At 65.6% G+C, this 25,169-nt stretch carries 27 protein-coding genes; 19 read left to right on the forward strand and 8 right to left on the reverse strand.

The annotated features are described in order from the left end of the window. Positions 1 to 47: 47 nt before the first annotated feature. Both MUH00_RS01535 and nreA read right to left on the reverse strand, forming a co-directional pair. Positions 48 to 275, reverse strand: coding sequence for a hypothetical protein (locus MUH00_RS01535; protein WP_247001984.1), 228 nt, complete (start codon positions 273 to 275; stop codon positions 48 to 50). A 68-nt stretch (positions 276 to 343) separates the two neighbouring features. Further along, positions 344 to 1,645: a DNA repair protein NreA gene (gene nreA, locus MUH00_RS01540; protein WP_247001986.1), complete on the reverse strand. Its 1,302-nt coding sequence runs from the start codon at positions 1,643 to 1,645 to the stop codon at positions 344 to 346. 171 nt (positions 1,646 to 1,816) lie between these two features. Here nreA and MUH00_RS01545 point away from each other — a divergent pair, with 171 nt between their 5' ends. The 3 genes from MUH00_RS01545 to MUH00_RS01555 all read left to right on the forward strand — a co-directional run bounded on the left by MUH00_RS01545 (position 1,817) and on the right by MUH00_RS01555 (position 3,513). Next, positions 1,817 to 2,767 (forward strand): DUF106 domain-containing protein, encoded by a 951-nt coding sequence (locus tag MUH00_RS01545; RefSeq protein ID WP_247001988.1) that lies wholly within the window; start codon positions 1,817 to 1,819, stop codon positions 2,765 to 2,767. Between the two features lie 293 nt (positions 2,768 to 3,060). After that, complete coding sequence (locus MUH00_RS01550) at positions 3,061 to 3,240, forward strand: HVO_2753 family zinc finger protein (protein ID WP_247001989.1); 180 nt, start codon at positions 3,061 to 3,063, stop codon at positions 3,238 to 3,240. 6 nt (positions 3,241 to 3,246) lie between these two features. Next, positions 3,247 to 3,513, forward strand: coding sequence for an elongation factor 1-beta (locus MUH00_RS01555; RefSeq protein WP_247001991.1), 267 nt, complete (start codon positions 3,247 to 3,249; stop codon positions 3,511 to 3,513). Between the two features lie 121 nt (positions 3,514 to 3,634). Here the strand turns inward: MUH00_RS01555 and MUH00_RS01560 are convergent, their stop codons facing one another. Together MUH00_RS01560 and MUH00_RS01565 are read right to left on the reverse strand one after the other, a co-directional pair. After that, entirely contained in the window at positions 3,635 to 4,309 is a 675-nt protein-coding gene (locus MUH00_RS01560; RefSeq protein ID WP_247001993.1) for an RNA ligase partner protein, read from the reverse strand. 82 nt (positions 4,310 to 4,391) lie between these two features. Continuing rightward, the gene (locus MUH00_RS01565) at positions 4,392 to 4,856 is read right to left on the reverse strand and encodes a hypothetical protein (protein ID WP_247001995.1); all 465 of its coding nucleotides are present in this window, start codon (positions 4,854 to 4,856) and stop codon (positions 4,392 to 4,394) included. Between the two features lie 117 nt (positions 4,857 to 4,973). On the opposite strand from MUH00_RS01565, the gene MUH00_RS01570 reads away from it, so the two are divergent. Continuing rightward, positions 4,974 to 6,098, forward strand: coding sequence for an RNA ligase (locus tag MUH00_RS01570; RefSeq protein WP_247001997.1), 1,125 nt, complete (start codon positions 4,974 to 4,976; stop codon positions 6,096 to 6,098). An 81-nt stretch (positions 6,099 to 6,179) separates the two neighbouring features. On the opposite strand, the gene MUH00_RS01575 is transcribed toward MUH00_RS01570, so the two are convergent. Together MUH00_RS01575 and MUH00_RS01580 are read right to left on the reverse strand one after the other, a co-directional pair. Continuing rightward, positions 6,180 to 6,863 carry an MBL fold metallo-hydrolase gene (locus tag MUH00_RS01575; RefSeq protein WP_247001999.1) on the reverse strand — a complete coding sequence of 228 codons (684 nt, stop codon included), beginning with the start codon at positions 6,861 to 6,863 and terminating at the stop codon, positions 6,180 to 6,182. 59 nt (positions 6,864 to 6,922) lie between these two features. Further along, positions 6,923 to 8,107 (reverse strand): cystathionine gamma-synthase, encoded by a 1,185-nt coding sequence (locus tag MUH00_RS01580; RefSeq protein WP_247002001.1) that lies wholly within the window; start codon positions 8,105 to 8,107, stop codon positions 6,923 to 6,925. 172 nt (positions 8,108 to 8,279) lie between these two features. On the opposite strand from MUH00_RS01580, the gene MUH00_RS01585 reads away from it, so the two are divergent. The 3 genes from MUH00_RS01585 to MUH00_RS01595 are packed head-to-tail and all read left to right on the forward strand — an operon-like array spanning position 8,280 to position 9,600. Further along, positions 8,280 to 8,588 (forward strand): 50S ribosomal protein L21e, encoded by a 309-nt coding sequence (locus MUH00_RS01585; RefSeq protein WP_247002003.1) that lies wholly within the window; start codon positions 8,280 to 8,282, stop codon positions 8,586 to 8,588. Positions 8,589 to 8,601: 13 nt separating this feature from the next. Continuing rightward, positions 8,602 to 8,958 carry an RNA polymerase Rpb4 family protein gene (locus MUH00_RS01590; RefSeq protein ID WP_247002006.1) on the forward strand — a complete coding sequence of 119 codons (357 nt, stop codon included), beginning with the start codon at positions 8,602 to 8,604 and terminating at the stop codon, positions 8,956 to 8,958. A gap of 45 nt (positions 8,959 to 9,003) precedes the next feature. Further along, positions 9,004 to 9,600: a DUF655 domain-containing protein gene (locus MUH00_RS01595; RefSeq protein ID WP_247002008.1), complete on the forward strand. Its 597-nt coding sequence runs from the start codon at positions 9,004 to 9,006 to the stop codon at positions 9,598 to 9,600. A 159-nt stretch (positions 9,601 to 9,759) separates the two neighbouring features. On the opposite strand, the gene MUH00_RS01600 is transcribed toward MUH00_RS01595, so the two are convergent. Beyond that, positions 9,760 to 10,431, reverse strand: a complete 672-nt coding sequence (locus MUH00_RS01600) for a helix-turn-helix domain-containing protein (protein ID WP_247002010.1) — start codon at positions 10,429 to 10,431, stop codon at positions 9,760 to 9,762. Between the two features lie 394 nt (positions 10,432 to 10,825). On the opposite strand from MUH00_RS01600, the gene MUH00_RS01605 reads away from it, so the two are divergent. The 10 genes from MUH00_RS01605 (at position 10,826) to MUH00_RS01650 (ending at position 21,345) form a co-directional block, all read left to right on the forward strand. Beyond that, positions 10,826 to 11,875: an ABC transporter ATP-binding protein gene (locus MUH00_RS01605; protein ID WP_247002012.1), complete on the forward strand. Its 1,050-nt coding sequence runs from the start codon at positions 10,826 to 10,828 to the stop codon at positions 11,873 to 11,875. Beyond that, positions 11,872 to 12,789 (forward strand): ABC transporter permease, encoded by a 918-nt coding sequence (locus MUH00_RS01610; RefSeq protein WP_247002014.1) that lies wholly within the window; start codon positions 11,872 to 11,874, stop codon positions 12,787 to 12,789. Before MUH00_RS01605 ends, MUH00_RS01610 begins: the two co-directional genes overlap by 4 nt. An 83-nt stretch (positions 12,790 to 12,872) precedes the next feature. Next, a complete protein-coding gene (locus MUH00_RS01615) occupies positions 12,873 to 13,709 on the forward strand; it encodes a 16S ribosomal RNA methyltransferase A (protein WP_247002016.1) in 837 nt (278 codons plus the stop codon). 190 nt (positions 13,710 to 13,899) lie between these two features. Then, positions 13,900 to 15,090, forward strand: coding sequence for a mechanosensitive ion channel family protein (locus MUH00_RS01620; RefSeq protein WP_247002018.1), 1,191 nt, complete (start codon positions 13,900 to 13,902; stop codon positions 15,088 to 15,090). After that, positions 15,091 to 15,672 (forward strand): HemK2/MTQ2 family protein methyltransferase, encoded by a 582-nt coding sequence (locus tag MUH00_RS01625; RefSeq protein ID WP_247002019.1) that lies wholly within the window; start codon positions 15,091 to 15,093, stop codon positions 15,670 to 15,672. Between the two features lie 131 nt (positions 15,673 to 15,803). After that, a complete protein-coding gene (locus MUH00_RS01630; RefSeq protein ID WP_247002021.1) occupies positions 15,804 to 17,030 on the forward strand; it encodes an outer membrane protein assembly factor BamB family protein in 1,227 nt (408 codons plus the stop codon). Between the two features lie 143 nt (positions 17,031 to 17,173). Then, the gene (locus MUH00_RS01635) at positions 17,174 to 18,181 is read left to right on the forward strand and encodes a 5-methyltetrahydropteroyltriglutamate--homocysteine methyltransferase (RefSeq protein WP_247002023.1); all 1,008 of its coding nucleotides are present in this window, start codon (positions 17,174 to 17,176) and stop codon (positions 18,179 to 18,181) included. Continuing rightward, on the forward strand, positions 18,178 to 19,254 hold the full coding sequence (locus MUH00_RS01640; RefSeq protein WP_247002025.1) for a methionine synthase: 1,077 nt from the start codon (positions 18,178 to 18,180) through the stop codon (positions 19,252 to 19,254). The genes MUH00_RS01635 and MUH00_RS01640 overlap by 4 nt, the downstream gene beginning before the upstream one ends. A 267-nt stretch (positions 19,255 to 19,521) precedes the next feature. Beyond that, positions 19,522 to 20,142, forward strand: coding sequence for a nitroreductase family protein (locus tag MUH00_RS01645; RefSeq protein WP_247002028.1), 621 nt, complete (start codon positions 19,522 to 19,524; stop codon positions 20,140 to 20,142). A 237-nt stretch (positions 20,143 to 20,379) separates the two neighbouring features. Next, complete coding sequence (locus MUH00_RS01650) at positions 20,380 to 21,345, forward strand: carbohydrate kinase family protein (protein WP_247002030.1); 966 nt, start codon at positions 20,380 to 20,382, stop codon at positions 21,343 to 21,345. Between the two features lie 14 nt (positions 21,346 to 21,359). Here MUH00_RS01650 and MUH00_RS01655 read toward each other — a convergent pair whose 3' ends face one another. Beyond that, on the reverse strand, positions 21,360 to 22,205 hold the full coding sequence (locus tag MUH00_RS01655; RefSeq protein ID WP_247002031.1) for a DUF8054 domain-containing protein: 846 nt from the start codon (positions 22,203 to 22,205) through the stop codon (positions 21,360 to 21,362). Positions 22,206 to 22,404: 199 nt separating this feature from the next. Between MUH00_RS01655 and MUH00_RS01660 the strand changes: the two genes are divergently transcribed. After that, positions 22,405 to 23,484, forward strand: a complete 1,080-nt coding sequence (locus MUH00_RS01660; RefSeq protein WP_247002033.1) for a TrmB family transcriptional regulator — start codon at positions 22,405 to 22,407, stop codon at positions 23,482 to 23,484. Between the two features lie 218 nt (positions 23,485 to 23,702). Further along, positions 23,703 to 25,169, forward strand: coding sequence for a substrate-binding domain-containing protein (locus MUH00_RS01665; protein WP_247002035.1), 1,467 nt, complete (start codon positions 23,703 to 23,705; stop codon positions 25,167 to 25,169).

A 25,169-nucleotide genomic window follows, 5' to 3' on the forward strand; every position in this document is an offset into this window, starting at 1 on the left:
GGTGCCGGGGTTCGACGTCGACGCGGTGCTCTCGCCGTACGCGGTTGTTAGTTGCGATTTTCCTCTTCGATATACTCGACGCGCCGCTCGAGGGTTGCCACCCGTTGTTCCAGCGCGGCAACGTCGGTGCCCTTGCTGCGACCGCGCGTGAACGCCCAGATGACGACCGCAATTCCAGCGACTGGGAGCGCAAATAGAAGCATACTGAACAAGAGAATCAGGAGTTCTGGACCACCGGGTGCACCCGGGACGAACAGCGGAACGAATGGCTCCATACTAGTATATTGTTTGACAAATGTATGTATTTTATGGGGTTGACCCGGGAATTTGCCCTGCGATCGGACTACTGAACGTTCGAAAACGCATCGAGGTTCGACTGGACGCCCGCCGCGAGTTCGGACTTCCGCCGAAGTCGATCGTACGACACCGGGAGCTGCGGCGTGATCGCCTTCACGGCGCCGTGGAACGTCTCCGACTCGCCGTACTCTCCCTCGAAGGCGTTGCGAACGCTCTCGCGGACCTGCCAGACGCCGACGGGTGCCCAGTAGTCGTCGCTCACTTCCCGCAGGACGAGACACTTCGCCTGCCGGCCGATCGATTCGAGGTACTCGAGGACGCCCAACCGGGCGGCGTAGTACGCGCCGGCGGTCTCCTCGACGTAGCTCGATCGGCCCTCGAACCCCTCCGAGGCGCTCGCCATCCAGGTGTTGCCCCCGGGATCGGGGTTCCAGATGCTGCCCGGCGCCTTCATCTCGACGAGTTCGAACTCCCAGTTGCCCGGCGCGAGAATCACCCAGTACCGATTGCCCACGTACTCGTTGGCCCACACCTGCACCTCGTCGACGCTGGGCGCGTTCCCGATGCGCCCGCGAAGGTACTGGCCGACCGTGTCGTCGACCGCGGTGATCGACCACCGCGTCGGGACCAGCCGGCGCTGGTCCGCCTCGCCGAGCGCGCCCGCCGAGAGGATCGAGTTAATGTCGTAGACGTCGAACCCGCGCCGGTAGAGGTAGGTCATCGCGCCCTGGGCCTGCCAGTCGTCGTCCTCCAGCGTCTTCTTGACGGGGCGAGGCACGTGTGGGTTCTCCCGGAGTTCGGCGTTGCGCGCGTTCGCCCGCGGGCCGCGCGGCGTGGCGACGTCCGTCCCTGCGTCGAGGCCGAGGTCGGGTTTGTCGTTCAAGCCGATCTCGAGATCGACCGGCCGATCGGCGATCGCGACCTCGCGCTGGACGCCGACGAACCCGGTCCAGGCGTCGTGGACCGACGGCGCGAGTCGACTGGCGATGCTCGGCGAGTCAACGTTCGCGCGCTTGTTCGAGTTCAATAGGCCGGTCCGGCGCTGGAGCACGTCGTCGATCGCGTACCCCTTGCGGTACCACTCGCCGTCGGTGACGTAGTCTTCGGCCGCGCCCTCGTCTCCGACCGGCGAGAGCACCCCGATCGGGATGTCCGGGTAGTTCGATCGTCCGACGAAGATCGAGGGCGCGGTCGATCCGACGAGGGTGTCGCCGCTCAGGGCGTCGTCGAACCGGCGCTCGAACTCCTCGAGGTGGTCCGTGATCGCGTAGGACTTCTCTTTCGCGAGACGGCGTCGCTCGGCCTCCTCGTCGGGCTCTAAGTCCTCGATGTAGTCGTCGAGGCGCATTCATCGATTGTAGGGGGCGACCGGGTTTGAATGTTGAGTTCGGCGACGCGAGACGCGTTCGGATACGACCGGTCGTTACGCGACGCTGGACGGTCAAACGAGAACTCACAGCGATGGGCAGCACCTGAACGAAGGGTTGATGATTTTGTGTCGGGGGAGTTCGACTATCGAATGCCCATCGAGCAACTGGAAGCACTCCTTACCGATCCATCGATGCAAGAAGCCGTCGCCGTCGTCTTCGATCGGTCGGACGGAGGGTCCAAAGAACTCGAGTGGAGCGACGTCAGAACGGACCTCTCCGGTCGGCAGTGGGGACGGCTTCTCGACGAAGGAGTCCTCGTCAGTGCAGGCGCCGGATTTGCGATCGCCGACCCCGAGCAGGTTCGCTCGCACCTGAAAAAGGGCGGTACGTCCGGCGAACCGATCGGTGACGGAGCCGCAGACACAGCGGGACCGTCGAGGGCGGAGACGCTATTCGACGACGCGAATTTACCGCCGATGGAGCCCGTACGATGGTCCTCCTTCGACAAGACCGCCGGTGCGGTCGCGTTCCTCCTCTTCATCGGCTATTGGAGTACGCGGGTGCGGGGTATCGTCGCGTCGGCCGAGAACGTCCTGCTCGGGCCGGTCACCGATGTCGTCCCGTTTCACGTCGTTATCCTCCTGCTCGCCATCGGCACCGGCTTCTACTCGACGATGTTACAGTCGCGGCTTACCGACCGCGAGAAACTCCGGCGGTATCAGCGGCGGCTGCGGAAATTAAAGGAGTATCAGCAGGCCGCGAAGGAACGCGGGGACGACGAAGCGCTCGAGCGAATCCGAGAGCAGCAGTTGGCTGCCGCCGCCGACCAGCTCGGGATGATGAAGCTTCGGTTCCGACCGACGGTCTGGACCATGCTGTTGACGATTCCCATATTTCTCTGGCTCCGATGGAAGGTAAACGGTGGCCACCTCGGCGCCGACGAGATCGGGATGGTCGTGCCGTTGGCAGGTGCCGTCTCGTGGCGACAGCCGCTCGTCGGACCGATTTCCGCGTGGATCGTCTGGTACTTCCTCTGTTCGGTAGCTTCCCGACAGATCATCCAGAAGGCGCTCGCTATCGGGACCGGAACCTCGTCGTAGCACCGACGAACCCGTTCTTCTCCGCCCAGCCACCTGCTAACTTCGGGTCGAGACGGTGATCTCGATTTCGGGTTTGTTATCCTGTTTCGGTCGGGTTATCGACGCGTTTCGGAAGCCGACAGGCTCCCGTGATCGGCGAGTGCGCCCCGGCTTTCGGGAGCGTCGCGAGTCGACCCGATTCGAGCCGATCGTCCGCCGTACGGCAGGCCGTCTGTTCGGGTCCGTCGGGAGGCTCCGCGAGAGTCGACCATCGAAAGAAAATGGTTAAAAGCGGCGGGCGGGAAGGGAGGGGTATGAGTACGTCGGACGACCGAAACACAGGCTCCTGCGTGTCCTGCGGGATCAACATCGCGGGCACGAATGCCGCCGCGTTCAAGTGTCCCGAGTGCGGCCAGCAGATCTTCCGCTGTGCCAAGTGCCGCAAACAGAGCAACCTCTACGAGTGCCCCGACTGCGGGTTCACCGGTCCCTGATCCACTATGGGAAAAGTAGCTGCCAAAGTCAAGGTAATGCCGAACAGCCCCGAAATCGACCTGGACGCGCTCCAGGAGCGCCTCGAGAGCGCCCTCCCAGAGGGCGCCAAGATCAACGGCGTCGAACGCGAGGAAGTCGCGTTCGGCCTCGTCGCGCTCTACCCGACCGTGATCGTCCCCGACGGCGCGGGCGGCACGGAGACCGTCGAGGAGAACTTCACCGAGGTCGACGGCGTCGAGAGCGTCGGCGTCGAGAACGTCGGTCGCATCTAACGTCGTCGCCTTTTCGGCCGATCGATCGGCAAACCGGCCGGTCGCTTACTCGAATCGTGAGCCGCCGGCTCGGACGCCTCGCATCGACGAGCCGCGGCCCCTCGCTGATCGGAGATCGGCGTCATTCGATCGTCCGCTTCGACTCGGGATCGACGGCTTGCAGGTACTGCTCCAGCAGGGTGGGAAACTCCCGGCCGCGCAGATACCGCAGGCCGAAGTCCTCCGTCCAGTCGATGATCCCGGTGTCCTCGGTGACGACGCCGGCGTCGAGTTCTCGGGCGAGGATCAGCAGGTCGAAATCCTCCCGCGAATCGAGGACGCCGGTCCGCATCGCGCCCCGGTACTTGTCCCGGAGGTCGGAGATCACGGCGTCGACCTCGGTCTTGTGCTCGTGGCCCTCGAGCGGTTCGTCGCCGCTTCGCTCGGCGCGTCGGACCGCCTCCTCCGAGACGCGCAGGCCCCGGTTGACCCGATCGCTCATCTCGTGGACGAAGCTGTAGACGACGTTCGCGGGGATCATCACCTCGTACCGATCGGGGTGCTTCCGGATCACCCAGGTGTTGAGCTTCGAGAACACCTCGTCGCCGACGCCGCGATCGGCGAGCATCGTCGTCAGTTCGTCGTGGATCGTCGGCGGGACGTAACAGGAGATACCGAGATTGAGGCGGGCGTTCGCGATCAGTTCGAGCAGCCTGAGCACGGCATCCTCGATCGACTCGTCCTCCTGGCGGATCTCCTCGGTGATGAAGACGGACGTATCGAGGACGAACCGCTGTTTGAACGCCTCGCTTCCCATACCTGTGGATAGGCACCGCGCCGGGAAATAAGTAGGTCCGGCTACGGCCGGCGATCGGCCGCGACTCCCGACTTCGCGCGGTTCAGATATCGAGATCCGATCCCGGCCCGTCGTCGTCGGCGGTCGGCCCCTCCGCCCCGAGGTCCGCGTGGGAGATCAACTCCGCGCCCGTCGCCGAGAGATCGACGGTCACGTCGCCGGGGACGACCTTGCTGATCTCGTCGACGTTGCCGGCCAGTACGGTCAGGATGTCCTGCGGATTGACGTAGATGAGCATGTTTCCGTCCTGTCCCTCCGTGACGAGCTGGAGGTCGTTCAGAACGACCTGATTGTTCTGGATCGTCGCCGAGACGACGGGCAGCGACTCCGGCTTACCGGGTTCGTCCTCCCGGACTTTCCGGATGTGGACCGCCTCCAGATCGATGACGTCCTTGTACTCCTTGATCCGCTCCGCGCACTCGACCATGTCGTTGATGAGCTCCGTTCGGCGATCGTTGCCGTGCTCGCCGTCGAGACAGTGCTGGCAGACGCGGAGTTCGATTTGCATATCGAGACGATTGGGACTCGAGGCCGATGAGAATTCCGTTTCGGGAGCCGACGGGGCGATCGCGATCGTCGACGGTCGGGCGGTGATTCTTCTGTCATCGGATCGTAGCCCACTGTGATGAATGGTACCGAGTATCACAGAAAGCTCGGGATCGGGGAATCGGCGTTCGACGCCCTGACCGACCACCTCGAGGAACGCTCCTACGACGGGCTCGAGTACCGTCACGTGCCGGACTACCGTCAGGGAGTCGAACGCGGCACGGCCCTGATCGCGGGGGAGGTCGTCCGCGGGTTTCCGAAGATTCCGCGCACCCTGGTTCTGGAGACGGGGATTCCGAACCAGTTCGACGGGGAGGAGGAGATCGCCGTCGAAGAGAAGCTGAACGGGTACAACGTCCGGTTCGCCCGGATCGACGGCGACGTGCTCGCGTTCTCGCGCAGCGGGATGGTCTGCCCGTTTACGACTCGCATCGCGGACCGGGTCGTCGATCTCGACCCGCTCTTCGACGCCCACCCCGAGGCGACGGTCTGCGGCGAGATGATCGGTCCGGAGAACCCCTACACGGCGCACGACTACCCCGGCGTCGACTCGATCGCCTTCCGGGCGTTCGACTGGCGCGACCGCAGAACCGGCGAGCCGCTCGCGGTGTCAGCGCGGCGGGAACGGTACGAGGAGTTCGACGTCCCGCAGACCCAGTTGTTCGGCACCTACGACGTCGCCGACGCGGCCGCGGCGGTCGATCGGATCGTCCGCGGGCTGGACGCCGAAGATCGGGAGGGCGTCGTGATGAAATCGCCCGACTGCGCTCGGCAGCTGAAGTACACGACGTCCGCTTCGAACCGGGGCGATCTCGCGTACGCGTTCTCGCTCCCGTTCGACTACGGCCGGGAGTTCGTGTTCCGCCGGCTCATCCGGGAGGGGTTCCAGACTGTCGAGCGGGGTGAATCGGACCACGAAGTGCGCGAGCGAGCGCGCGATCTGGGCGAGGCTATCCTGCTCTCGATGCGCGAGAGCATCGAAACCGTCGATGCGGGCGGAACGGTCGGCGAGCGCCACACCGTCCGCGCGAGCGAGGAATCGATCGACGTCCTCCTCGAACACCTCCGCGGCCAGGGGCTCCGGATCGAGATCGAAGCCGACCGCCGCGAGGACGGCGAGCGCGTCGTCACCTTCCGCAAGCGGACGCAGGCGACCAACGACAAGATCCGGAACTACCTCGACGGCCACATCGCCCGGGAGTGACCGCGAGGCGGGCGATCGGCCGAACCCGAGGGCGAAGGTGGCGAGGCTCCGGCCGAGCGCGACCGGGAGTCGATCGCGCCGTCAGGTCCGGAGTTCGTCGTAGATCTCGGCGATTCGATCGTTGTCCCGCGCGACGTAGCCGCCGTGGTAGCACAGCGTGTGTTCGACGTCGAGTTCCGCGAGCCGGCCGACCGAGGCCGTCGCGCGGTCCACGTCGTGCGTGAACTCCGGTTTCGGACCGGCGAGCGGTTCCGAGCCGTCCGCGACGAGCGCGTCGCCGGCGAGCAACAGACCGCCCTCCGGAAAGGTCAGGGAAATGTGGCCCGGGGTGTGACCGGGGGTTTCGACGACTTGCATCGGTCCAGCGAGCGTCGGAATTCGGACGCCGTCGGCGAGTTCGAGATCCACCGAAACCGGGGCGTACCGATCGCCGTCGCCCTTGATCGGGGCGCGATCGCCCCGCACGAACGGCGCCTCGTCGCGGTGGGTCGCGACGGCCGCGTCGACGCGATCGAGGACCGCGGCAAGGCCGCCGACGTGGTCGCGGTCGTGGTGGGTGCAGACGATCAGCCAGACGTCGCCGAGCCCGTAGCCGAGGTCCTGCAGGTGGACGTCCAGCGAGTCCACGGCGGTTTTCGGACCGACGTCGATCAGCACCAGCCCGCGATCGGTCTCGACGACCGCCGGGGTGATCGTCAGTTCGCGACCGCCGTACTCGACGTCGATCGGGAGGGCGTGCAGGCCCGCCTCGTCTCGTTCGGACATACGATGCCGTTCGATCGGGATCCAGAAAGGGGTTCGTAATAGTCGCGAATCGCGTCGCGTTACGAGAGCGCGGCCTCGATCGCGCGGTCGAGGTCCCCGATCAGGTCGTCGACGTGCTCGATGCCGACGCTCGCGCGGATGAGGCTGTCCGTCAGTCCGGCCTCGGTTCGCTCCTCGCGCGGGATCGCGGCGTGGGTCATCGGCGCGGGTTGTTCGATCAGGCTCTCGACGCCGCCGAGGCTCTCGGCGAGCGTGAAGACCTCCGTGTTCGAGACGACCGCGCTCGCCTCTTCGAGGCTCGCGTCGAGTTCGAAACTCAGCATCCCGCCGAAGTCGTCCATCTGTTCGCGGGCGATCTCGTGACCCGGGTGCGATTCGAGTCCGGGATAATAGACCCGATCGACGTCGGGGTGATCGTCGAGCCACGCCGCGATCGCGCTGGCGTTTTCGCAGTGGCGATCCATGCGGACGGGCAGGGTCTTGGTCCCCCGGAGGACGAGGAAACAGTCGAAGGGACCGGGCGTCGCGCCGACCGAATTCTGGTAGAAGCCGAACCGTTCGTCCAGGTCCTCGTCGTTGGTCAGTAGGGCGCCGCCGACGACGTCCGAGTGGCCCCCGAGGTACTTGGTCAGCGAGTGCGAGACGATATCGGCGCCGAGATCGAGGGGCCGCTGGAGGTACGGCGTCGCGAACGTGTTGTCGATCGCACAGAGCGCGTCGTGGTCGTGGGCGATCTCGGCCGCGCCCTCGATGTCGACGATCGACATGAGCGGATTGGTGGGGGTCTCGAGCCAGAGCAGTTCCGTCTCCGGTCTGCAGGCCGCCTCGATCGCGTCGAGATCGGTCATGTCGACGAAAGAGAATTCGACGTCGTAATCCTCGTACACCTGCGTGAAGATGCGATGGGTGCCGCCGTACACGTCGTTGCCCGTCACGACGTGATCGCCCGATTGGAGCAGGTTGAGCACGGTGTTGATCGAGGCCATGCCGCTCGCGAACGCCCGGCCATAGTCGGCGTTCTCGAGGCTCGCGAGGTTCGCCTCCAGATCTGCCCGCGTCGGGTTCCCCGTCCGGGAGTACTCGTACCCGCGGTGATCGCCCGGCGCGTCCTGTTCGTACGTCGAGTTAGCGTGGATCGGCGTCATCAACGCACCGGTCTCCTCGTCGGGGTCCTGTCCGGCGTGGATCGATCGGGTCTCGATCCGGTACTCCTGTTCCGCGTCTCGCGATCGCTCGTCGGTCATACCGGGACCGATGACGTCGACGCAGGTTACGTTTACCTTTCCGTCGCTTCGGAACCGCAACGGGACCGAGGTCGATACGCCGGTGGTTCGCACCAACCCCACACGATCGACGGTCCCGCGAGTCCGGAACGTGCGTTTTATAACCATCACCAAGTAAGAGGGGCGTACGACTATGCCGAACTCTAAAGGCCCTCGTCAGGGAACCCGAAAGAAACTCGCCAACGATCCTCGAGAGCGGGGCACGTCGCCGCCGCAGCGAGCGATTCAGGAGTACGAAAGCGGACAGAAGGTCCACCTGAAGATCGACCCCAGCGTGCCGAAAGGCCGCTTCCATCCGCGCTTCGACGGCCACACCGGCGAAGTCGTCGGCAAACAGGGTCGCGCTTTCAAGGTCCGCATCATCGACGGTGGCAAGGAGAAGACGCTCATCGTCTCCGCGGCCCACCTGCGCGCCCAGGATCAGGACGCGGTCGACCTCTGAATACGGGGACGACATGACGATCTTCAAAGAGATCGTCGACGAGGAGTTCCTCACGGTTTCGGAAGCGAAGGAACTGCTCGCCGACATCGAAGCCGAACGCGCGCTGGACGAGGATCGCGAGCTGCGCTACGAGCTCGCGCGGGCGATCGAACACGTCAACCGGTTCGCCATCCTCGAACCCGAGGAGGCACAGGAACTGGTCGACCAGCTCCGGGACATAGAGAAAGTCGACGAAGCGACGGCGTACAAGATCGCGAACCTCCTGCCGCGCAACCGGGACGAACTCCGATCGGTGTACGCCCAGCAACGGTACTCGCTGTCGGGGGACGAACTCGACGAGATTCTTAACGTCGTCGCGCAGTACCGCTGAAACCGGGCCGACTCTTTAAGTACGACGTCACCGTATCGACAACTAATGAGCGAAGCCGACAGCGACGAGACGACCGTTCGACGCGCAGTGGTGTTGGATTACCTCGCCCACGGACTGTCGGACGACGGCCGTCCGCAGTACGAGAAGTCGCCGGCGGGATACGCGCTGGGTATCGAGGACTTCCGGCTCTACCAGGTCGCGTTCGACGAGAACGAGCGCGTCACGATCGGGACCGAGGTCGTCGTTGAACCCCCGGAAGAGCGGGAGATCGTCACCGAAGCTCACCGCGTCGAGTACGAGGATCTCTCCTCGGGCGCCCAGTCCGAACTCGAGTACGTCGTCGCCGATCTCGTCGAAGAAAACGAGGAGCGGTTCGTCGACTTTTACAACGACGCCCAGCCGATCACGCTCCGACTCCACCAGTTGAACCTGTTGCCGGGGATCGGGAAGAAGCTCCGCAACAGCATCCTCGACGAGCGAAAGCGCAAACCCTTCGAGAGCTTCGAGGAACTCTCCGACCGCGTCTCGGGGCTGCACGATCCCGACGAGATCCTCGTCGAACGAATCTTAGAGGAGTTGCGCGACGACGACCTCAAGTACCAGACGTTCGTCGGCCGGCGCGAACAGGAGCAGAACCAGTAACTCGATTTCTCGCAGTCGGCGTCCGTCGCCGGTCCCCGAACCCGTGACGCGGAGAGCGACCGGCTCGGCCAGTCCGTCATCCGTTCTCGGTTCGAACGGCGCGACGACCGTCGAATTGCCTCGTCCATTTTTACCGCGGCACCGAGCCGACGCGCGCTTTCACACGATCACCGATCGGATCAAATTGGCTTCCGCTCGTCGAAGATGTTCCCCGATCGTCCCTCGCGAAAGTCCGAGTTCGTCCGCCAGGTCGCGTTGCGTTGCATCCCGCGGAATGTCGTAGTAGCCCATCGCGATCGCCGTCCGTACGATCTCCTGCTGGCGGTCGGTTAGGTTCTCCGCCGGATCGTCCATCTCCCGCTGATACTCTCCGACCCGTTCGAGCGTCAGGTCCATTTCGTCGGGGATGCTGGCGATCATCCGATGGAGGGCGGGCTCCGAACCGAAGAACGTTACTCGCAGCCCGTCGCGGGTCTCCCGCATCGGCCAGTCGATGCTGATCGCCTCGGCGTCGATCAGTTCGAGAAGGGTCGTTTGAAGCTCGTCGGGTTCGTAGTGCATGTACGCCAGCCACGTCTCACCACCCGTTACCGTACACGAGAGGATCTCCGGATAGTCGGATTCTATCGCCGCGAGTCGATCGGCATCGCCGCTGAACTGTGCGACCCCGACGGCGGTCCCGTCGTTGAGCAGGTTGACGTAATGGATCACTTCCTGCGTGGCGACCAGTGTTCCGTCGATCCGGATTTCCCTCGGATCGACGTACTCTCCCTCTATCTGCTGGCAGACGTATTCTTCGGTCGGCGTCAGTACGACGGTTACGTATCTCATCGGATTCGGTTTTCGAGCGGCCGGTCGATCGGTCGGTTCCTCGCGTGCGGCGGTGCCGGACGACGAGCGATCGATGCCATCGAATGCGAGTAATCGTGCCCGCCTGATAAAAACGCCGTGCATGCACGGCGCTATTCCCGAGGATGAGCAGCTCCTCTCTCGACGTGATGGTGAAACGAGATTCCGACGAGAGATGCGATACCGTCCGGACAGCAACCGCCGAACGACCCGCTTTCGGTGCGGTTGTGATCGGGGACGATCGATCGAGGTCGAGCGAGATTCGACCACAAGTAGGTACCCCTACTCCGTCTCGGAGCACGATCCGGGTCCGGTCCCGCGCGATCGGAGACGTCGAGACGCCGGGCGCGGGTGCGGCGGGGACGGAGGTGAGCGTATGAGCGCGTCCGTCGAACCGGGCGAGACGCGGGACGCGCCGTCGAACGCGATCGCGGCGCGGAACGTCGAACTCACGTACTCGGACGGAACGCAAGCGGTTCGCGGGATCGACCTCGAAATCCCCGAAGGCGAATTCTTCGGGTTTCTGGGGCCGAACGGGGCAGGAAAGACCACCGCCATCAAGACGCTCGTGACGCTATTACGACCCACCGCCGGCTCGGTGACGGTCAACGGGTTCGACGTCGTCGACGACGCGCGCGCCGTCCGCTCGTCCATCGGCTACATGGCCCAGGAGACGAGCGTCGATCGCGAACTCACGGCCCGCGAGAACATCCGGTTCGCCTGCGAGACCTACGGCGTCCCCCGGAGCGAGCGGGCCGAGCGGATCGACGACCTGTTAGAACTCGTCGATCTCGCGGACGTCGCAGACAAGCGCGCTGGCGACTTCTCCGGCGGGATGCAAAAACGCCTTGACGCGGCGACCGCGCTGGTTCACGAGCCGCCGCTCGTGTTCCTGGACGAGCCCACGACCGGCCTGGATCCGAAGGCCAGGAATCGCCTCTGGGAGTACTTCCGAGAGATCAACCGACGAGGGACGACCGTGTTCCTCACGACCCAGTACCTGGCGGAGGCCGACGAGCTCTGCGACCGTCTCTCCGTGATCCAGAACGGGCACATCGTCGCCACCGATTCACCGGATGCGCTCAAATCGCAGGTCGGCGGCGACGTCCTCGAGATCACGATCGAGGATTCGACCGCCGACAAGCGGACCGAGGCCGCCCGGATCGCGCGCGAGTCGGGACTGTTCGCGGACGCGACGATCGAACGCACCGACGATGGCATCGCGATCGCGTCCGAGCGCGCGCGGCGGGCCGGGACTGACCTCCTCGTCGCGCTTCGGGATGCCGGCTTCACCGTGACGGGATTCGACGTTCGATCGCCGACGCTCGACGACGTCTTCCTCGCGATCACCGGCGAGACGGCGCGCGAAGGGGCGTCGGAAGCGGAACGGCCGGACGCGTCCGTCCGGACGGAGGTGGGTCGATGAGCACGACCGCGGAACGCGAGCCCGGACGGGAGCGGGAGATCGACGGGCGGGCGGTCGGAAACAGCTTTGCTGGCGACGTCTGGGTCACGCTCAAGCGATGGCTGCGGAAGAACCTCCGTAACCCGTTCGTGGTGCTCGAGGCCCTGCTGACGCCCCTCATCTTTCTCGTATTGTTCACCGAGGTGTTCGGGCAGATCACCGGAGACGCGCTCAGAGACGCGCTCGGAACGGACGTCTCCTACGTGATCTACCTCACGCCGGCCATCGTCATCCTGTCGGCGATGGAGGCGGCCGGCAACTCCGGGATCGGACTGGTCGACGACATGGAAAGCGGCATGTTGGAGAAGGTGCTCGTCTCGCCGACCCATCGCGGGGCGATTTTCCTCGGGAAAGCCCTCGCCGACGTTCTCCGGATCGTCGTCCAGACGGGGATGATCCTCGCACTCGGCTACGCGGTCCTGTGGATCGATACCGGCGGTTCGGTCGGCACGTACGTCGAGACGGGGCTGCCCGGACTAGTCGGCATCTTCGCGATCGCCGTCGTGTTCTCGCTGTGGTTCGCAGCGTTCTCGAACATCGCCGCGCTCGTGACGCGGGATCACGAGTCGACCGTCATCTGGGCGAACCTGTTGCAGTATCCCATGTTGTTCCTCTCGAGCGCTTTCTTGCCGATCGAGGTCTTACCGGAGTGGATGCAGGTCCTGGCGACGTACAACCCGGTCACGTACGGCGTCGACGCCGTTCGCGCGCTGATGCTCGGCCGGGACGTCCTCACCGTGATCGACGTGACGGCGTTCTCCGGCGTCTGGAACACCGTCGTACCGGCGGTAGCCGCCCTCGGTGCGCTCGGCCTCGCGCTCTGTGGTATCGCCACCGTCCTGTTGTACCGCACTTCGAGTTCGCGAGTCGATTGAGTTACCGAACGAGGTTCGTCAGACCGGACCTCGCCGGACCGCGAGACGGTGCGTTTACACCCGCCCCGCACGAAGCGCCGGCGATGAGAGATCCAGACGGGCTGATCGCCCGGGCGGGCGTGCGCGGCGATCCGGACCGCGATCAGCACTTCCTCGTCGACGATCGCGTCCTCGATCGGCTGCCGACCTACTTAGAAGAGATCGACGCCGACGCGAGCCACGTCCTCGAGATCGGCGGCGGGACGGGCGCGCTGACCGATCGACTGCTCGCGATCGCCGACGAGGTGACCGTGATCGAGCGCGATCGGGACCTCGCGGCCTTCCTGCGGGAGGAGTTCGCCGACGAGATCGACGCGGGGGAACTGACGGTGATCGAGGGCGACGCCCTCGCGGTCGACCTGCCCGACTTCACGGCGTCGGTGTCGAACCTCCCCTACGGCGTCTCCAGCGAGATCACCTTTCGGCTGCTCCCCGAGGGCAAGCCGCTCGTGTTGATGTACCAGCAGGAGTTCGCCGAGCGGATGGTCGCCGAGCCCGGAACCTCCGAGTACGGCCGGCTCTCGGTCTCGACCCAGCACTTCGCCGAACCGGAACTCGTCGAGTCGATCCCGAAGGAGGCCTTCTCGCCGCCGCCGGCGGTCCGGAGCGCGGTCGTCAGGCTGGTTCCCCGAGACCCCGACTACGAGGTCGGCGACGAGGACTTTTTCCTGCGGTTCGTCAAGGCGCTGTTCACCCAGCGCCGCAAGACGATCCGGAACGCGATCCGGAACACGGCCCATATCTCGGGGCTCGACGACCCCGACGCCGTCGTCGAGGCCGCCGACGAGGACCTGCTGGGAAAGCGCGCCGACGCGGTGACGCCCGCGGAGTTCGCCGAACTGGCGCAACTGGCGCTCGACGTCGGGCAACCGATCGAGTAGCCGGGTTGCCGAATAGCCGGACCGACGTCTGGCGGCCGACCGAGTGACCGGGCCGATCGGCGGAGGATTCGTCTCGGCCGCTCGATCGGTGTAAACCGCGTAAACTGACGCGGACGATCCGAATCGACGGGAGCCGACCGACGAATACTCAAGGGTGCACCGACGATACGCCGGCGAGACGAACCGACCTATGTTTGACGCACTGACGAGTGACCCGACGGCACTCGACAAACTGGAGACGATCTTCAACACGCTACAACTCAAGCTCGCGGTGACGTTCGCCGCGGTCGGGTTCCTGCTCATCGTGCTCCTCTCTTACCGACAGCTCCAGGACTGGCTCAACGAGCGAACGCAACCGCTGTACAGCGACATCGTTACGATGACGGTCCTCGTTGGGAGTGGTCTCCTGAGTCTCAGCGTAACCCTCGGTACGTGGGGACTGACGAGCGATCTGCAAAATATCTCGAGCCAGTTCGGATTCGGCGGCGAGACGATCACACGGGTAGTCGTCACGTTCATCCTGCTCGTCGCGACGTTCATCGTCACGCGATTCGCCCGCAGGCTCCTGAAGGAACTGCTCGGCTCCGCGGCCGTCGTCACGGACCACCAGCGCGAGGTCACCCACCGCATCACGCAGGTGATCATCTGGTCGGTGTCGCTCGTGGTCATCCTCAGCGTCTGGGTCGAGGACTTGAGCGGACTCCTCGTTGGGGCCGGGTTCCTCGGCATCGTCGTGGGTATGGCCGCGCGCCAGACCCTCGGGACGGTGATCGCCGGCTTCGTCCTCATGTTCGATCGCCCCTTCGAGATCGGCGACTGGATCGCCGTCGAGGACGACGAGGGGGTCGTCACCGACATCTCGATCGTCAACACGCGGCTCAAGACGTTCGACGGGGAGTACGTGATGATCCCCAACGACGTCATCTCGTCGAGCATGGTGACCAACCGATCGAAGCGCGGCCGACTCCGCATCGAGGTCGAGGTCGGCGTCGACTACGCGACCGACGTCGAGCGGGCGTCCGACCTCGCGAAGGAAGCGGTGTCCGAGATCGATCGGATCCTCGACGCGCCGTCGCCGCAGGTCGTCGGCAAGGCGTTCGGCGACTCGGCGGTGATCCTCGGCGTCCGGTTCTGGATCGACAGGCCGAGCGGGCGACGCCGCTGGCGGGCCCGGACCGAAGCGATCAACGCGATCAAGCGCACCTTCGAGGACGAGGGGATCAAGATCCCGTACCCGCAGCGCGAACTCTCCGGCCGCGCCGAGACGGGCGGCTTCCAAATCGCGGACGATCGCGCGCGCGGTGCGACCGACGGGACCCGAGATGCGAGCGACCGGGGCGAGTCGGAAGACCGACGGGTGTCGCCCCCGGAGGGGGAGTAAATGGGACTGCGCGATCGTCGGGGCGTCGAAACGGACGTCTACCAGCCCGCGGAGGACTCGGAGCTGCTCGCCCGGACGGTTTGCGATCGGCTCTCGGACGCCGACCCCGAGGATCTCGTCCTGGAAGTCGGCACCGGCTCGGGATACGTCTCGGGACGGATCGCCGAGGAGACCGCCGCCCGCGTGATCGCGTCGGACTTGAATCCGCACGCGGTTCAGCAGGCCCGGGGCGAGGGTGTCGAGGTGGTTCGGGCGGACCTCGTGACGCCGTTCGCTGACGGCGCCTTCGACGTCGTCGCGTTCAACCCGCCGTACCTGCCGACCGATCCCGAGAACGAGTGGGACGACTGGATGGAACGCGCCCTCTCGGGCGGCGAGGACGGCCGGGCCGTCATCGATCCGTTCCTCGAAACCGTCGATCGCGTGCTGGCGCCGGACGGCGTCGTCTACCTGCTCGTCAGCAGCCTCACCGGCGTCGACGACGTGGTCGAGCGTGCTGGCGAGGAGGACTTCAGTGCGGTTGCCGTCGCCGACGAGTCGTTCCCCTTCGAGACGCTGACGGTGCTCAAATTGTTTCGTTGAGTTCGATCCGGTGGAGTGAGATCCGATCGTACGGCCTCCTTCGGAGCGTGACCGGTTCGATTCCGAACGCGCGTCGGGACGCGCTTGCGGATACCGAAGGTATTTATCAAATCTACTGAAATGGCGAAAGTATGTCTCCGACGAGACGGGCCCTCTTGGCGAGCGTCGGTGCCGCGAGCGTCGCGATCGCGGGCTGTTCGGAACTGACCGATCGATCCGTAACGGAACCGGACCCCGACGACCCGCCCGAATCGGGCGTCGACGAACTTCCGGATCCGAGTCGGCACGTAAACGGCGCGAACGGCGAGTGGTCGACGTTCGGCTGTAACGCCGCCCACACCCGGGCGGTCGCCGACGGCGAAGCGCCGGTCGACGGGGTGACCGAACGCTGGCGGGTCGAAGTCGCACAGCTAGCGTACGAGGACCCCGTCGTCGTCAGCGGTCGCGTTTACTTCCCTGATGGAGACACGCTCCGCGTCTTCGACGCCGACGACGGGACGGAACTGTGGACGTTCGCCGACGTCTATACTGCACCGTTGCTCTGGGACGGCGTCGCCTACGTCTCGACGCACGACGCGGTTCTCGCGATCGATTCGGAGAGCGGCGAGACGCTGTGGGAGCGCACCTTCGAGACGCCGGGACGGGTAACGACGACGGCGACGTATGCCGGATCATCGCTAATCTGCGGGGTGGGCGAGCAAGTCGTGTCGCTCGATCCGGAAGACGGCAGCGTCCAGTGGCGACGGGGTGTCTTCGGACAGGTGATTGATCACACCGCCGTCTTCATGGGATACTACTCGATCGTCGCCACGGAGGCCGGGATGGTCTACGCCCTCGCAGAGAACGGGATCGGCTGGAAACGGTGGCAGCTCCCCGCGGCACCGACGTGTCCCCCGAGCGTCGATACCGATGCCGTCTACGTCAACTGCCGGAACGGAACGACGCACGCACTGGCGGCGGGCCCAAACGCGGACGCCGCGGACGGGATCCAGTGGTCGATCGACACCGGCGCGGCCGATCGTGGAATCGGCCTCGCGAACGGCGTCGTCTTCGTCGCCAACGGCCGATCGCTCCAGGCGATCAGTTCCGACTCCGGAACCCGCTACTGGGAGTACGACATCGGCGACTGGCGTCACACCGCGCCGGCGTTCGGTCGCGACACCTTGTTCGTGGGCGGCGACCGCCTCCGGGCGGTCGATCCGACGCCCGGCGGCGACCCGTCCGACGGGCCGGCGCTCCGGTTCGAGCGGCGTTTCGAGGGCCGCGTCGGACCGGGGCCGGTCCTCGACGACGGGACACTCTACGTCGTCGCGGAAGTCGAAGAGGAGGAAACGTACGCGCTGCTAGCGCTGGAGTGATTCGGACGGAGAACACCCATATACGCGCCCAACGTCTATTTTACCGATCGTCTCGAGGCGCGAACACGTCCGATGGAATTACTACCACGTATTAGAACGGATGGAAAATATTAAGCGTCGGTATAGCCTAGCCGAGATCACGAATGACCGAATACGTTTCGACCACGCCGGGGCTCTTCCCGCTCCCGGACTGGGCGAAAGACGACCTCTCGGACCTCAAGGGCCACCAGAAACACGATCTCATCAGCGGCGACGAGGGCGAGGAGATCGCGGCGGCCTACGAGGAGGCGCGCGAGGAAGTGATCGACGTCCAGCGGGAGGCCGGCCTCGATCGCGTCGCGGAGGGACAGCTTCGCTGGGACGACATGCTCGCGCACCCGCTGGCGGTCCACGACGCGGTCGACACCCAGGGGATCGTCCGCTACTACGACAACAACAACTTCTACCGCGATCCCGTCGTGACCGACGACCTCGGGTTCTCCGGCGACGTCGCGGGCGAACTCGAGGCCGCGGCGGAGCTGCTCGACGAGGACGATAGTCTGCAGGCCGTCCTGCCGGGCCCGTACTCGCTGGCGGATCTCGCCACCGACGACCACTACGGCGACGAGGCCGAGTTCCTCGCGGCGATCGCCGACTTCCTCGAAGGCGAAATCGAGGCCTTCCCGGAGCACGAGACGCTGTTCCTGCTCGAACCGTCGCTCGTCGAGAACGCGCCGGACGACGGGCAGGACGAGCGCGCGAGCGAGGCGATCGATCGGGTCGCGAGCGCGACCGACGCCGACATCGTCGTCCAGCCCTACTGGGGCGCGCTCGAGGAGAAGGTCTACGCGCACCTGCTCGACGCGGATATCGACGCGGTCGGCTTCGACTTCGTCGCGAACCGGGAGGACAACCTGTACAACATCCAGGAGTACGGCGCCGCCGCCGACGTCTCGCTCGGCCTCGCGGACGGCCAGAACACGCTCGTAGAGGACCCCGAAGCGATCCGCGATCGGGTCGAGTGGGTCTTCGATCAACTTCCCGTCACCGAGTTCGAGACGGTCTACCTGACGACGAACACCGAGACGTTCTACCTGCCGTACGCGACGTTCGAGGAGAAACTCGCCGTCCTTGCGGAGGCTGCGGACCTCGCGGAGGTGAAAGCAGCATGAGCACGAAGGAGAACAAAGACCAGTTCCGACCCGACCACCACGAGAACGACCACTTCATCCTGACGACCGTCGTCGGCAGCTATCCGAAGCCGAAGTGGCTCAACCGCGCGAAGGAGCTCTACGAGGACCCGGACCACAAGTTCGACGCCGACGACTACCAGGAAGCCAAGGACGACGCGGCCCGCCTCATCGCACGAGAGCACGAGCGCGCCGGCCTGGACGTCGTCGTCGACGGCGAGATGCGGCGCAACGAGATGGTCGAGTTCTTCGCCCACCGCATCGAGGGCTACGAGTTCAACGGCCCCGTCAAGGTCTGGGGGCACAACTACTTTGACAAGCCCTCGGTCGTGAGCGAGGTCGAGTACACCGACTCCTGGCTCGTCGACGAGTACGAGTTCACCGCCGACGCGACCGATCGGCCGGTCAAGGTTCCCATCACGGGTCCGTACACGCTCGCGAACTGGTCGTTCAACGAGGCCTACGACAGCGACGACGAGCTCACACTCGACCTCGCCGACCTCGTCAACGAGGAGATCGAGAAGCTCGTCGACGCCGGCGCGCGGTACATCCAGATCGACGAACCCGCACTCGCGACGACGCCCGACGACCACGCGATCGTCGGCGAGGCGCTCGAACACATCGTCGCCGACATCCCCGAGGAAGTCCGCATCGGCCTCCACGTCTGTTACGGCGACTACTCCCGAATCTACCCCGAGATTCTGGAGTTCCCCGTCGACGAGTTCGACCTCGAACTCGCCAACGGCGACTACGATCAGCTCGACGTCTTCACGGATCCCGAGTTCACGGCGGATCTCGCTCTCGGCGTCACCGACGTCCACGTCGCCGAGGTCGAATCCGTCGAGCAGATCGAGGAGAACATCAAGAAGGGCCTCGAAGTCGTCCCGCCGGAGCAGCTCGTCGTCTCGCCGGACTGCGGCGTGAAGCTGCTCCCCCGCGAGGTCGCCTACGGCAAGATGGCGAACATGGTCGAAGCCGCCCGCAACGTCGAGGCCGACCTCGACGAGGGCAACGTCGACGTCGATCGCGAACACGCGGCGACCGCCGACGACTGACGACAGTCGTCACGGGCCCGAAGCGCCGATCGCAGCCGATTTCGTTCGTTCGGTGATCCGTTCCGATCGCGGTCCGGGTCGAGTGCTCTCGCGTTTCGCTCGGCGACGCGCTTGACCCGACGGCGCGTTTCGTTCGATAACACGCGACACGTTCCTTTCATATCGTTTTCGTATGTGGTTCGGAAACACGAGCCGACGGCGCGACCGTTACCTGATAACCGGTATGTCTGGAAACGTATACGTAGGAGCGGTACTAACGGGAGGACGATGCAACGAGCCGCTTCGAAAGCCCACGAACTCGACGACGAAGTTGCCGACCACCGCGACCCGGATCACGAGATCGACCCGCTGTTCGTCAACCGGTGGTCGCCGTACGCGATGACCGGCGAGGCGCTCGACGAGAAGGAGTTCCTGCCGCTGTTCGAGGCAGCCCGCTGGGCGCCTTCGGCGTACAACAACCAGCACTGGCGGTTCATCTACGCTGCGCGCGAGGACGACGAGTGGGAGACGTTCGTGGATCTGCTCGCCGACGGAAACCGATCGTGGGCGACGGATGCGGCCGTCCTCGCGGTGATCGTCTCGAAGACGACGTTCGACCACAACGGCGAGCCGGCGCCGACCCACTCGTTCGACACCGGTGCAGCCTGGCAGAACCTCGCACTCGAAGGTGCGCGCCGCGGCCTCGCCGTTCACGGGATGGCCGGGTTCGACTACGAACGCGCGGCCGAGGAACTCGACGTTCCGACGGAGTTCGCGGTCGAAGCGATGGTCGCGATCGGCGAGCGCGCGCCGCCCGAGACGCTGTCCGACGACCTCCGCGAGCGCGAACGGCCGAGCGATCGCAAGCCCCTCGCGGAGGTGCTCCACCGCGGCGGCTTCCGGGAGTAACGCCCCGGCGCGCGAGCCGAACGCCCGTCTTCGAATCGGATCGGATCACAACTCGCACCGGAATCGACGATCGTCGACCGCGCTCCTGCCGGAACCCCCGTCGTTCGGAGGGCCTTCGACGGGCGAATCGACCGGAGTCGGCTCGCGAAGGAGTCGAGGCGATTCGATCGTGTCCCGGACGACGTCGGGTGGTGACGGTCCGCAACACCTTATCACCGGGAGGGCAAACGGGGGTCCATGAGTCACGACATCCTGATCGCCGGCGAGACGCTGATCGACTTTCTCCCCGACGAACCGGGGCCGATCGCGACGGTCGAGGGGTTCGATCGGCGGCCCGGCGGCGCGCCGGCGAACGTGGCCGTGGCGCTCGCCCGCCTCGAGCGTGTGCCGCTGTTCTGGACGCGCGTGGGAGACGATCCGTTCGGCCGATACCTGTACGAGACGCTCGTCGACCAGGGGCTTCCGGAGCGGTTGCTCGAGCGCGATCCGGCGGCGAAGACCTCGCTCGCGTTCGTCACGCACGACGAGACGGGCGATCGCGAGTTCTCGTTCTACCGCGAGGGGACCGCGGACACGCGGCTCGAACCGGGACGGGTCGACGACGCGGTTCTCGACGGCTGCGAGTGGGTCCACGTCGGCGGCGTGGCGCTCGCGGCCGGGTCCTCGCGCGAGGCCACGCTCGACCTGATCGAACGGGCCGCCGACCGGGGCTGTACGGTATCGTTCGACCCGAACGAGCGCCCGGAACTGTGGTCGGACGAGGAAACGTACCGGGACGTCGTCGGGACGGCGCTCGCGACCGTCGACGTGCTGAAGGCGACCGAAGGGGAACTCGCGAGACTGGGGTTCGCGGGCGACGACGCCGCGTCGATCGCCCGGGACGCGTTGACCGCCGGGCCGGACCTCGCGTTCATCACCCGCGGCGAGTCGGGGGCGATCGCCGTCGGCGCGGACGGGACCGAGTGGGAGGGGACGGCCAGCCACCCGGGCTTCGAGTCCGACGTCGTCGACACGACGGGCGCGGGGGACGCCTTCGTCGCCGGCGCGATCGCCGGATTGCGCGAGGGACGCGGACTGGCCGAGACGCTGGCGTTCGCCAACGCGGTCGGGGCCGCCGCGACGACGGCCGCGGGGGCGATGGCGGCGCTCCCGGATCGAGACGCCGTCCGGGCTATCGAGGACGAGCCGATCGAGAACGAGTAGTCGACGCGCGCCGATCAGCGCTCGGGTTCGGTGAACGTGAAGAACCGCTCGTTGCACGAGGAACAGACCAGCTTCTGTGGCGGCGTCTGTCCGATCGGCGTCACCTCGCCGCAGCAACTCGACTGGATGACGGCCAGCTCCTCGTCGCAGAGCGGGCAGCGATCGAGGAGCGACCGCAACGGCCGGCCGGCGGCGCGGCGAATCGGACCGGACTCGACGCGGGATTCGAGCGCCCGGGCGGCCGCGAGTTCGGCGACGGCCACGCCCCGTCGCAGCGTGGTTGGAACGCCGCTGTCGCCCTCGAGAACGAGCATCGACCGACCCCAGCTTCGGTCCGCTCGCGCCCCGATCGACGGCGCGGTTTGCTCGTCGGCGACCCGCGCGAGCCCGTCGAAATCGAGGTCGCGCAGCGCCCGCATCTCGCGGCGCCACTCCTCGCGAAAGTCGTCCGCGAGCCGAACGTCTTCGCCGGCCGGCTCGACGACGTCGGCCTCGAGCAGCGCGGTCAGAACCGCTTCGCCGCTCGGCCGTTCGGATTCGCCGTCGGCGTCCGCATCGGCGGGCGCGGGATCGGACAGCGATCCGGGTTCGTCGCCGGGCTCGACGTGATCGAACCCGTCGATCGGGAGCGCGGCGACGAGCCGGGGGGCGAACTGCGGCGTGTACGGGACGACGTACCCTCGCAGCGCGATGGCGACCGCGCCGACGACGGCGGCGACCGCGGCGGCCGTCCGTCGATCGAGGATCGCCAGCGCGCCGGCGACGATCGCGACGAGCACGCCGTTGACGACGGTACACGGCCAGCACCGATTCTCACCGGTGTACTCGGGCCGACGAAACCGTTCGAGAGGGTCGGTCATGACGGGTCGTTCCTGTTGGATCACCTTGAGTGTAGCGACGGAAGACAAACTTATTTACAACGGGTGTTATACCTCTCGTGAATGACCGAAATCGTGATGGGATCGCGTCGAATTTCGACGACCGGTCGGGACATTCGGTCGTCGCTCCGACGGCGGTCGACGACGGATCCGAACGGCGTACGGCGCCGGGTGAGCCCGCATGGACGGTGACGAACTCAGGAACACGCTCGAGGACGCCGGACTCTCGCCGTACCAGGCGGACGCGTTCGTAACGTTACTGGAGTTGGGCTCCGCGCCGGCGACGGACCTCGCACAAGCCAGTTCCGTCCCCGATCCGCGGATCTACGACGTGTTGCGCGGGCTCGAGGACGAGGGCTACATCGAGACCTACGAACAGGATAGTCTCCACGCTCGCGCACACGACCCGGCCGACGTCCTCGCGGATCTTCGGACCCGCGCCGACCGGTTCGAAACGGCCGCCGACGAGATCGAGAACCGCTGGAGTCGTCCGGACATCAAAGAGCACAAGGTCAGCATCGTCAAGCGACTCGATACGGTTCTCGCGCAGGCGGACGAACTGATCCGATCGGCCACGAACCAGGTCCAGATCGGGTTGACGCCGGCCCAGTTCGAGGACCTCGCGGACGCGCTCGCGGTCGCCCTCGAGAACGGCGTGGACGTCAAGATCTGTCTGTTCCCGCCGACGGTCGGCGATCCGGAGTTGCCCGACGAGAGGACGCTGGCTCGAACCTGCACCGAGGCGCGGTACCGCGCCCTTCCGTCGCCGTTTCTCGCGCTCGTCGATCGATCGTGGGCGTGTTTCTCCCCCCACGTGGACTCGACGAACGAGTACGGCGTCATCGTCAACGACCGGACGCACGCCTACGTCTTCCACTGGTACTTCCTCACCTGCCTCTGGGAGGTTCACGAGACGATCTACGCGGGGCAACGGGACGAACCTCCGATCACCTACGTCGACCTCCGGCAGTGCATCCGGGACGTCGTCCCGCTGCTCGACGAGGGGTATTCGATCGAAGCGACGATTCGGGGATTCGAGACCGACACGGGTCGCGAGGTGACCAAACGCGGTCGGATCACCGACGCGACGTACGCCGGCGTCGCGACGAACGACGGCCGACCGGCGCCGCTGGCCCAACTGGCGGGCGAGGCGTCGGTGACGCTCGCGACCGACGACGATCGCTACACCGTTGGCGGCTGGGGCGCCATGATCGAGGACTTCGAAGGCGTTCGGATTACGATCGAGTCGATCGACCGATGACGCCGCCTCGATCGGGACCGATCCCAACAGAAGTGCAGTATGGTACTCGCATCCGAGCCACAACTCGTTCGGGTCGCGAGAAGCGAGGGTCGTTCCGCGATCGCGACAATCTGTCCGAAATTACAGACCGGTTGAACTGAAGGTGTAATTCACGTTAACAACACCTGTTGTACCCAATCCATTAGGTATAAATATGAATAACTCTCATAGTCTTTTCTATGAGTGAGAAGTCCTCACAGGGGAAGGACAGCACTACTTCGAGCGTTTCCCGACGAACGTTCGTCAAGGCAGCCGGAGTGAGCGGAGCCGCGGTCGGCCTCTCTGGCTGCATCTACGGCGACAGCAGTTCGTCCGCGGACGCCGTCGTCGTGGGGGTCGGCCCGAACATGGAGGAGGCGATCGGCGACGAGTTCATCCAACTGCTGGAAGACAGCGGGGCGGATGGAATCGAAATCGAACTCCAGCCCGGTCACGAGGACACCGGCACCCGGCGGAGCGATTACACGAACCTGCTGCAGGCCGAAGAGGTCCAGCCGGACCTGCTCATGATGGACAGCGGGTGGGTCAACATTTTCATCCAGCGCGACCACATCGCCAACCTGAGCGACGAACTCGACGACGAGGACCTCTCGCTCGTCGAAGACGAGTACTTCGAGTCGTTCACCGCGATGGGCCGCGATCCCGATTCGGACGACCTGTACGGCATCCCGATATTCCCGGATTACCCGACGATGCAGTACCGAAAGGATTACGCGCGGAACGCCGGCTTCACCGACGACGACTTCGACGAGTGGGCCACCGAACCGATGACCTGGCAGGAGTGGGCCGACGTCACCCAGGAGATCGTCGAGAACTCCGACGCGGAATACGGGCTGGCCACGCAGTGGGACATCTACGAGGGAACCGCCTGCTGTACGTGGAATGAGGTCATGTCCTCGTTCGGCGGCGCCTACTTCGGCGGCTTCGACAACCTGTTCGGTCCGGTCGGCGATCGACCGGTCACCGTCGACGAACCGGAGTTTATCGAGGGGCTGCGGATGATGCGCACGTTCGTCGCCGAGGAACACGGCGAACACACCCACGAGGACTATCCGACCGGCATCGCCACGCCCTCGATCACGTCGTGGCAGGAAGAGAACGCTCGCGAAGCGATCCTCAGCGGCGAGGCGGCCATGCAGCGCAACTGGCCGTACGCGATCAACCAGAACATCGACGGCGATAAAGACACAATCCCGGTCGAGGACTACGGCGCGATGCCGATCCCCTACGGCGTGACCGAGGACGAGGCGGCCCAGCCCGGAACCGGCGGCACGACGGCCGCCCTCGGCGGCTGGCTCACCGTCCTCAACCCGAACTCCGAGAACAAGGCGGACGCCATCGAGGTTCTCCGCGCGATGATGGTCGACGAGTTCAACCTCGGCATGTTCGACCTCTGGGGCTGGGTCCCGCCGAAGCCGCACCTCTTCGACACGGAGGAAGCCGAACAGGTCGAGCCGATGGGCCGCTACATGGACACGCTCCGCGTCGCCGGTGAGAACGCGATGCCGCGTCCGGTGACCACCGTGTGGCCCGACCAGTCCCAAAGCATCGCCGAAGAGGTCAACCGCGCGGTCGCCGGCGAGAAGAGTCCGGAAGACGCCGCCGCCGACCTCCAGAACAGTCTGGAAGCTATCGAGCAGCAATAA

Origin of the sequence: Halosolutus gelatinilyticus, assembly GCF_023028105.1 — an archaeon.
GTDB classification, from domain to species: domain Archaea; phylum Halobacteriota; class Halobacteria; order Halobacteriales; family Natrialbaceae; genus Halosolutus; species Halosolutus gelatinilyticus.

What these genes read in the sequence shown, in the direction of transcription:
- MUH00_RS01535 (WP_247001984.1), bottom strand. Translation starts at nt 275, where the DNA reads ATGGAGCCATTCGTTCCGCTGTTCGTCCCGGGTGCACCCGGTGGTCCA.
- nreA (WP_247001986.1), bottom strand. Translation starts at nt 1,645, where the DNA reads ATGCGCCTCGACGACTACATCGAGGACTTAGAGCCCGACGAGGAGGCC.
- MUH00_RS01545 (WP_247001988.1), top strand. Translation starts at nt 1,817, where the DNA reads ATGCCCATCGAGCAACTGGAAGCACTCCTTACCGATCCATCGATGCAA.
- MUH00_RS01550 (WP_247001989.1), top strand. Translation starts at nt 3,061, where the DNA reads ATGAGTACGTCGGACGACCGAAACACAGGCTCCTGCGTGTCCTGCGGG.
- MUH00_RS01555 (WP_247001991.1), top strand. Translation starts at nt 3,247, where the DNA reads ATGGGAAAAGTAGCTGCCAAAGTCAAGGTAATGCCGAACAGCCCCGAA.
- MUH00_RS01560 (WP_247001993.1), bottom strand. Translation starts at nt 4,309, where the DNA reads ATGGGAAGCGAGGCGTTCAAACAGCGGTTCGTCCTCGATACGTCCGTC.
- MUH00_RS01565 (WP_247001995.1), bottom strand. Translation starts at nt 4,856, where the DNA reads ATGCAAATCGAACTCCGCGTCTGCCAGCACTGTCTCGACGGCGAGCAC.
- MUH00_RS01570 (WP_247001997.1), top strand. Translation starts at nt 4,974, where the DNA reads ATGAATGGTACCGAGTATCACAGAAAGCTCGGGATCGGGGAATCGGCG.
- MUH00_RS01575 (WP_247001999.1), bottom strand. Translation starts at nt 6,863, where the DNA reads ATGTCCGAACGAGACGAGGCGGGCCTGCACGCCCTCCCGATCGACGTC.
- MUH00_RS01580 (WP_247002001.1), bottom strand. Translation starts at nt 8,107, where the DNA reads ATGACCGACGAGCGATCGCGAGACGCGGAACAGGAGTACCGGATCGAG.
- MUH00_RS01585 (WP_247002003.1), top strand. Translation starts at nt 8,280, where the DNA reads ATGCCGAACTCTAAAGGCCCTCGTCAGGGAACCCGAAAGAAACTCGCC.
- MUH00_RS01590 (WP_247002006.1), top strand. Translation starts at nt 8,602, where the DNA reads ATGACGATCTTCAAAGAGATCGTCGACGAGGAGTTCCTCACGGTTTCG.
- MUH00_RS01595 (WP_247002008.1), top strand. Translation starts at nt 9,004, where the DNA reads ATGAGCGAAGCCGACAGCGACGAGACGACCGTTCGACGCGCAGTGGTG.
- MUH00_RS01600 (WP_247002010.1), bottom strand. Translation starts at nt 10,431, where the DNA reads ATGAGATACGTAACCGTCGTACTGACGCCGACCGAAGAATACGTCTGC.
- MUH00_RS01605 (WP_247002012.1), top strand. Translation starts at nt 10,826, where the DNA reads ATGAGCGCGTCCGTCGAACCGGGCGAGACGCGGGACGCGCCGTCGAAC.
- MUH00_RS01610 (WP_247002014.1), top strand. Translation starts at nt 11,872, where the DNA reads ATGAGCACGACCGCGGAACGCGAGCCCGGACGGGAGCGGGAGATCGAC.
- MUH00_RS01615 (WP_247002016.1), top strand. Translation starts at nt 12,873, where the DNA reads ATGAGAGATCCAGACGGGCTGATCGCCCGGGCGGGCGTGCGCGGCGAT.
- MUH00_RS01620 (WP_247002018.1), top strand. Translation starts at nt 13,900, where the DNA reads ATGTTTGACGCACTGACGAGTGACCCGACGGCACTCGACAAACTGGAG.
- MUH00_RS01625 (WP_247002019.1), top strand. Translation starts at nt 15,091, where the DNA reads ATGGGACTGCGCGATCGTCGGGGCGTCGAAACGGACGTCTACCAGCCC.
- MUH00_RS01630 (WP_247002021.1), top strand. Translation starts at nt 15,804, where the DNA reads ATGTCTCCGACGAGACGGGCCCTCTTGGCGAGCGTCGGTGCCGCGAGC.
- MUH00_RS01635 (WP_247002023.1), top strand. Translation starts at nt 17,174, where the DNA reads ATGACCGAATACGTTTCGACCACGCCGGGGCTCTTCCCGCTCCCGGAC.
- MUH00_RS01640 (WP_247002025.1), top strand. Translation starts at nt 18,178, where the DNA reads ATGAGCACGAAGGAGAACAAAGACCAGTTCCGACCCGACCACCACGAG.
- MUH00_RS01645 (WP_247002028.1), top strand. Translation starts at nt 19,522, where the DNA reads ATGCAACGAGCCGCTTCGAAAGCCCACGAACTCGACGACGAAGTTGCC.
- MUH00_RS01650 (WP_247002030.1), top strand. Translation starts at nt 20,380, where the DNA reads ATGAGTCACGACATCCTGATCGCCGGCGAGACGCTGATCGACTTTCTC.
- MUH00_RS01655 (WP_247002031.1), bottom strand. Translation starts at nt 22,205, where the DNA reads ATGACCGACCCTCTCGAACGGTTTCGTCGGCCCGAGTACACCGGTGAG.
- MUH00_RS01660 (WP_247002033.1), top strand. Translation starts at nt 22,405, where the DNA reads ATGGACGGTGACGAACTCAGGAACACGCTCGAGGACGCCGGACTCTCG.
- MUH00_RS01665 (WP_247002035.1), top strand. Translation starts at nt 23,703, where the DNA reads ATGAGTGAGAAGTCCTCACAGGGGAAGGACAGCACTACTTCGAGCGTT.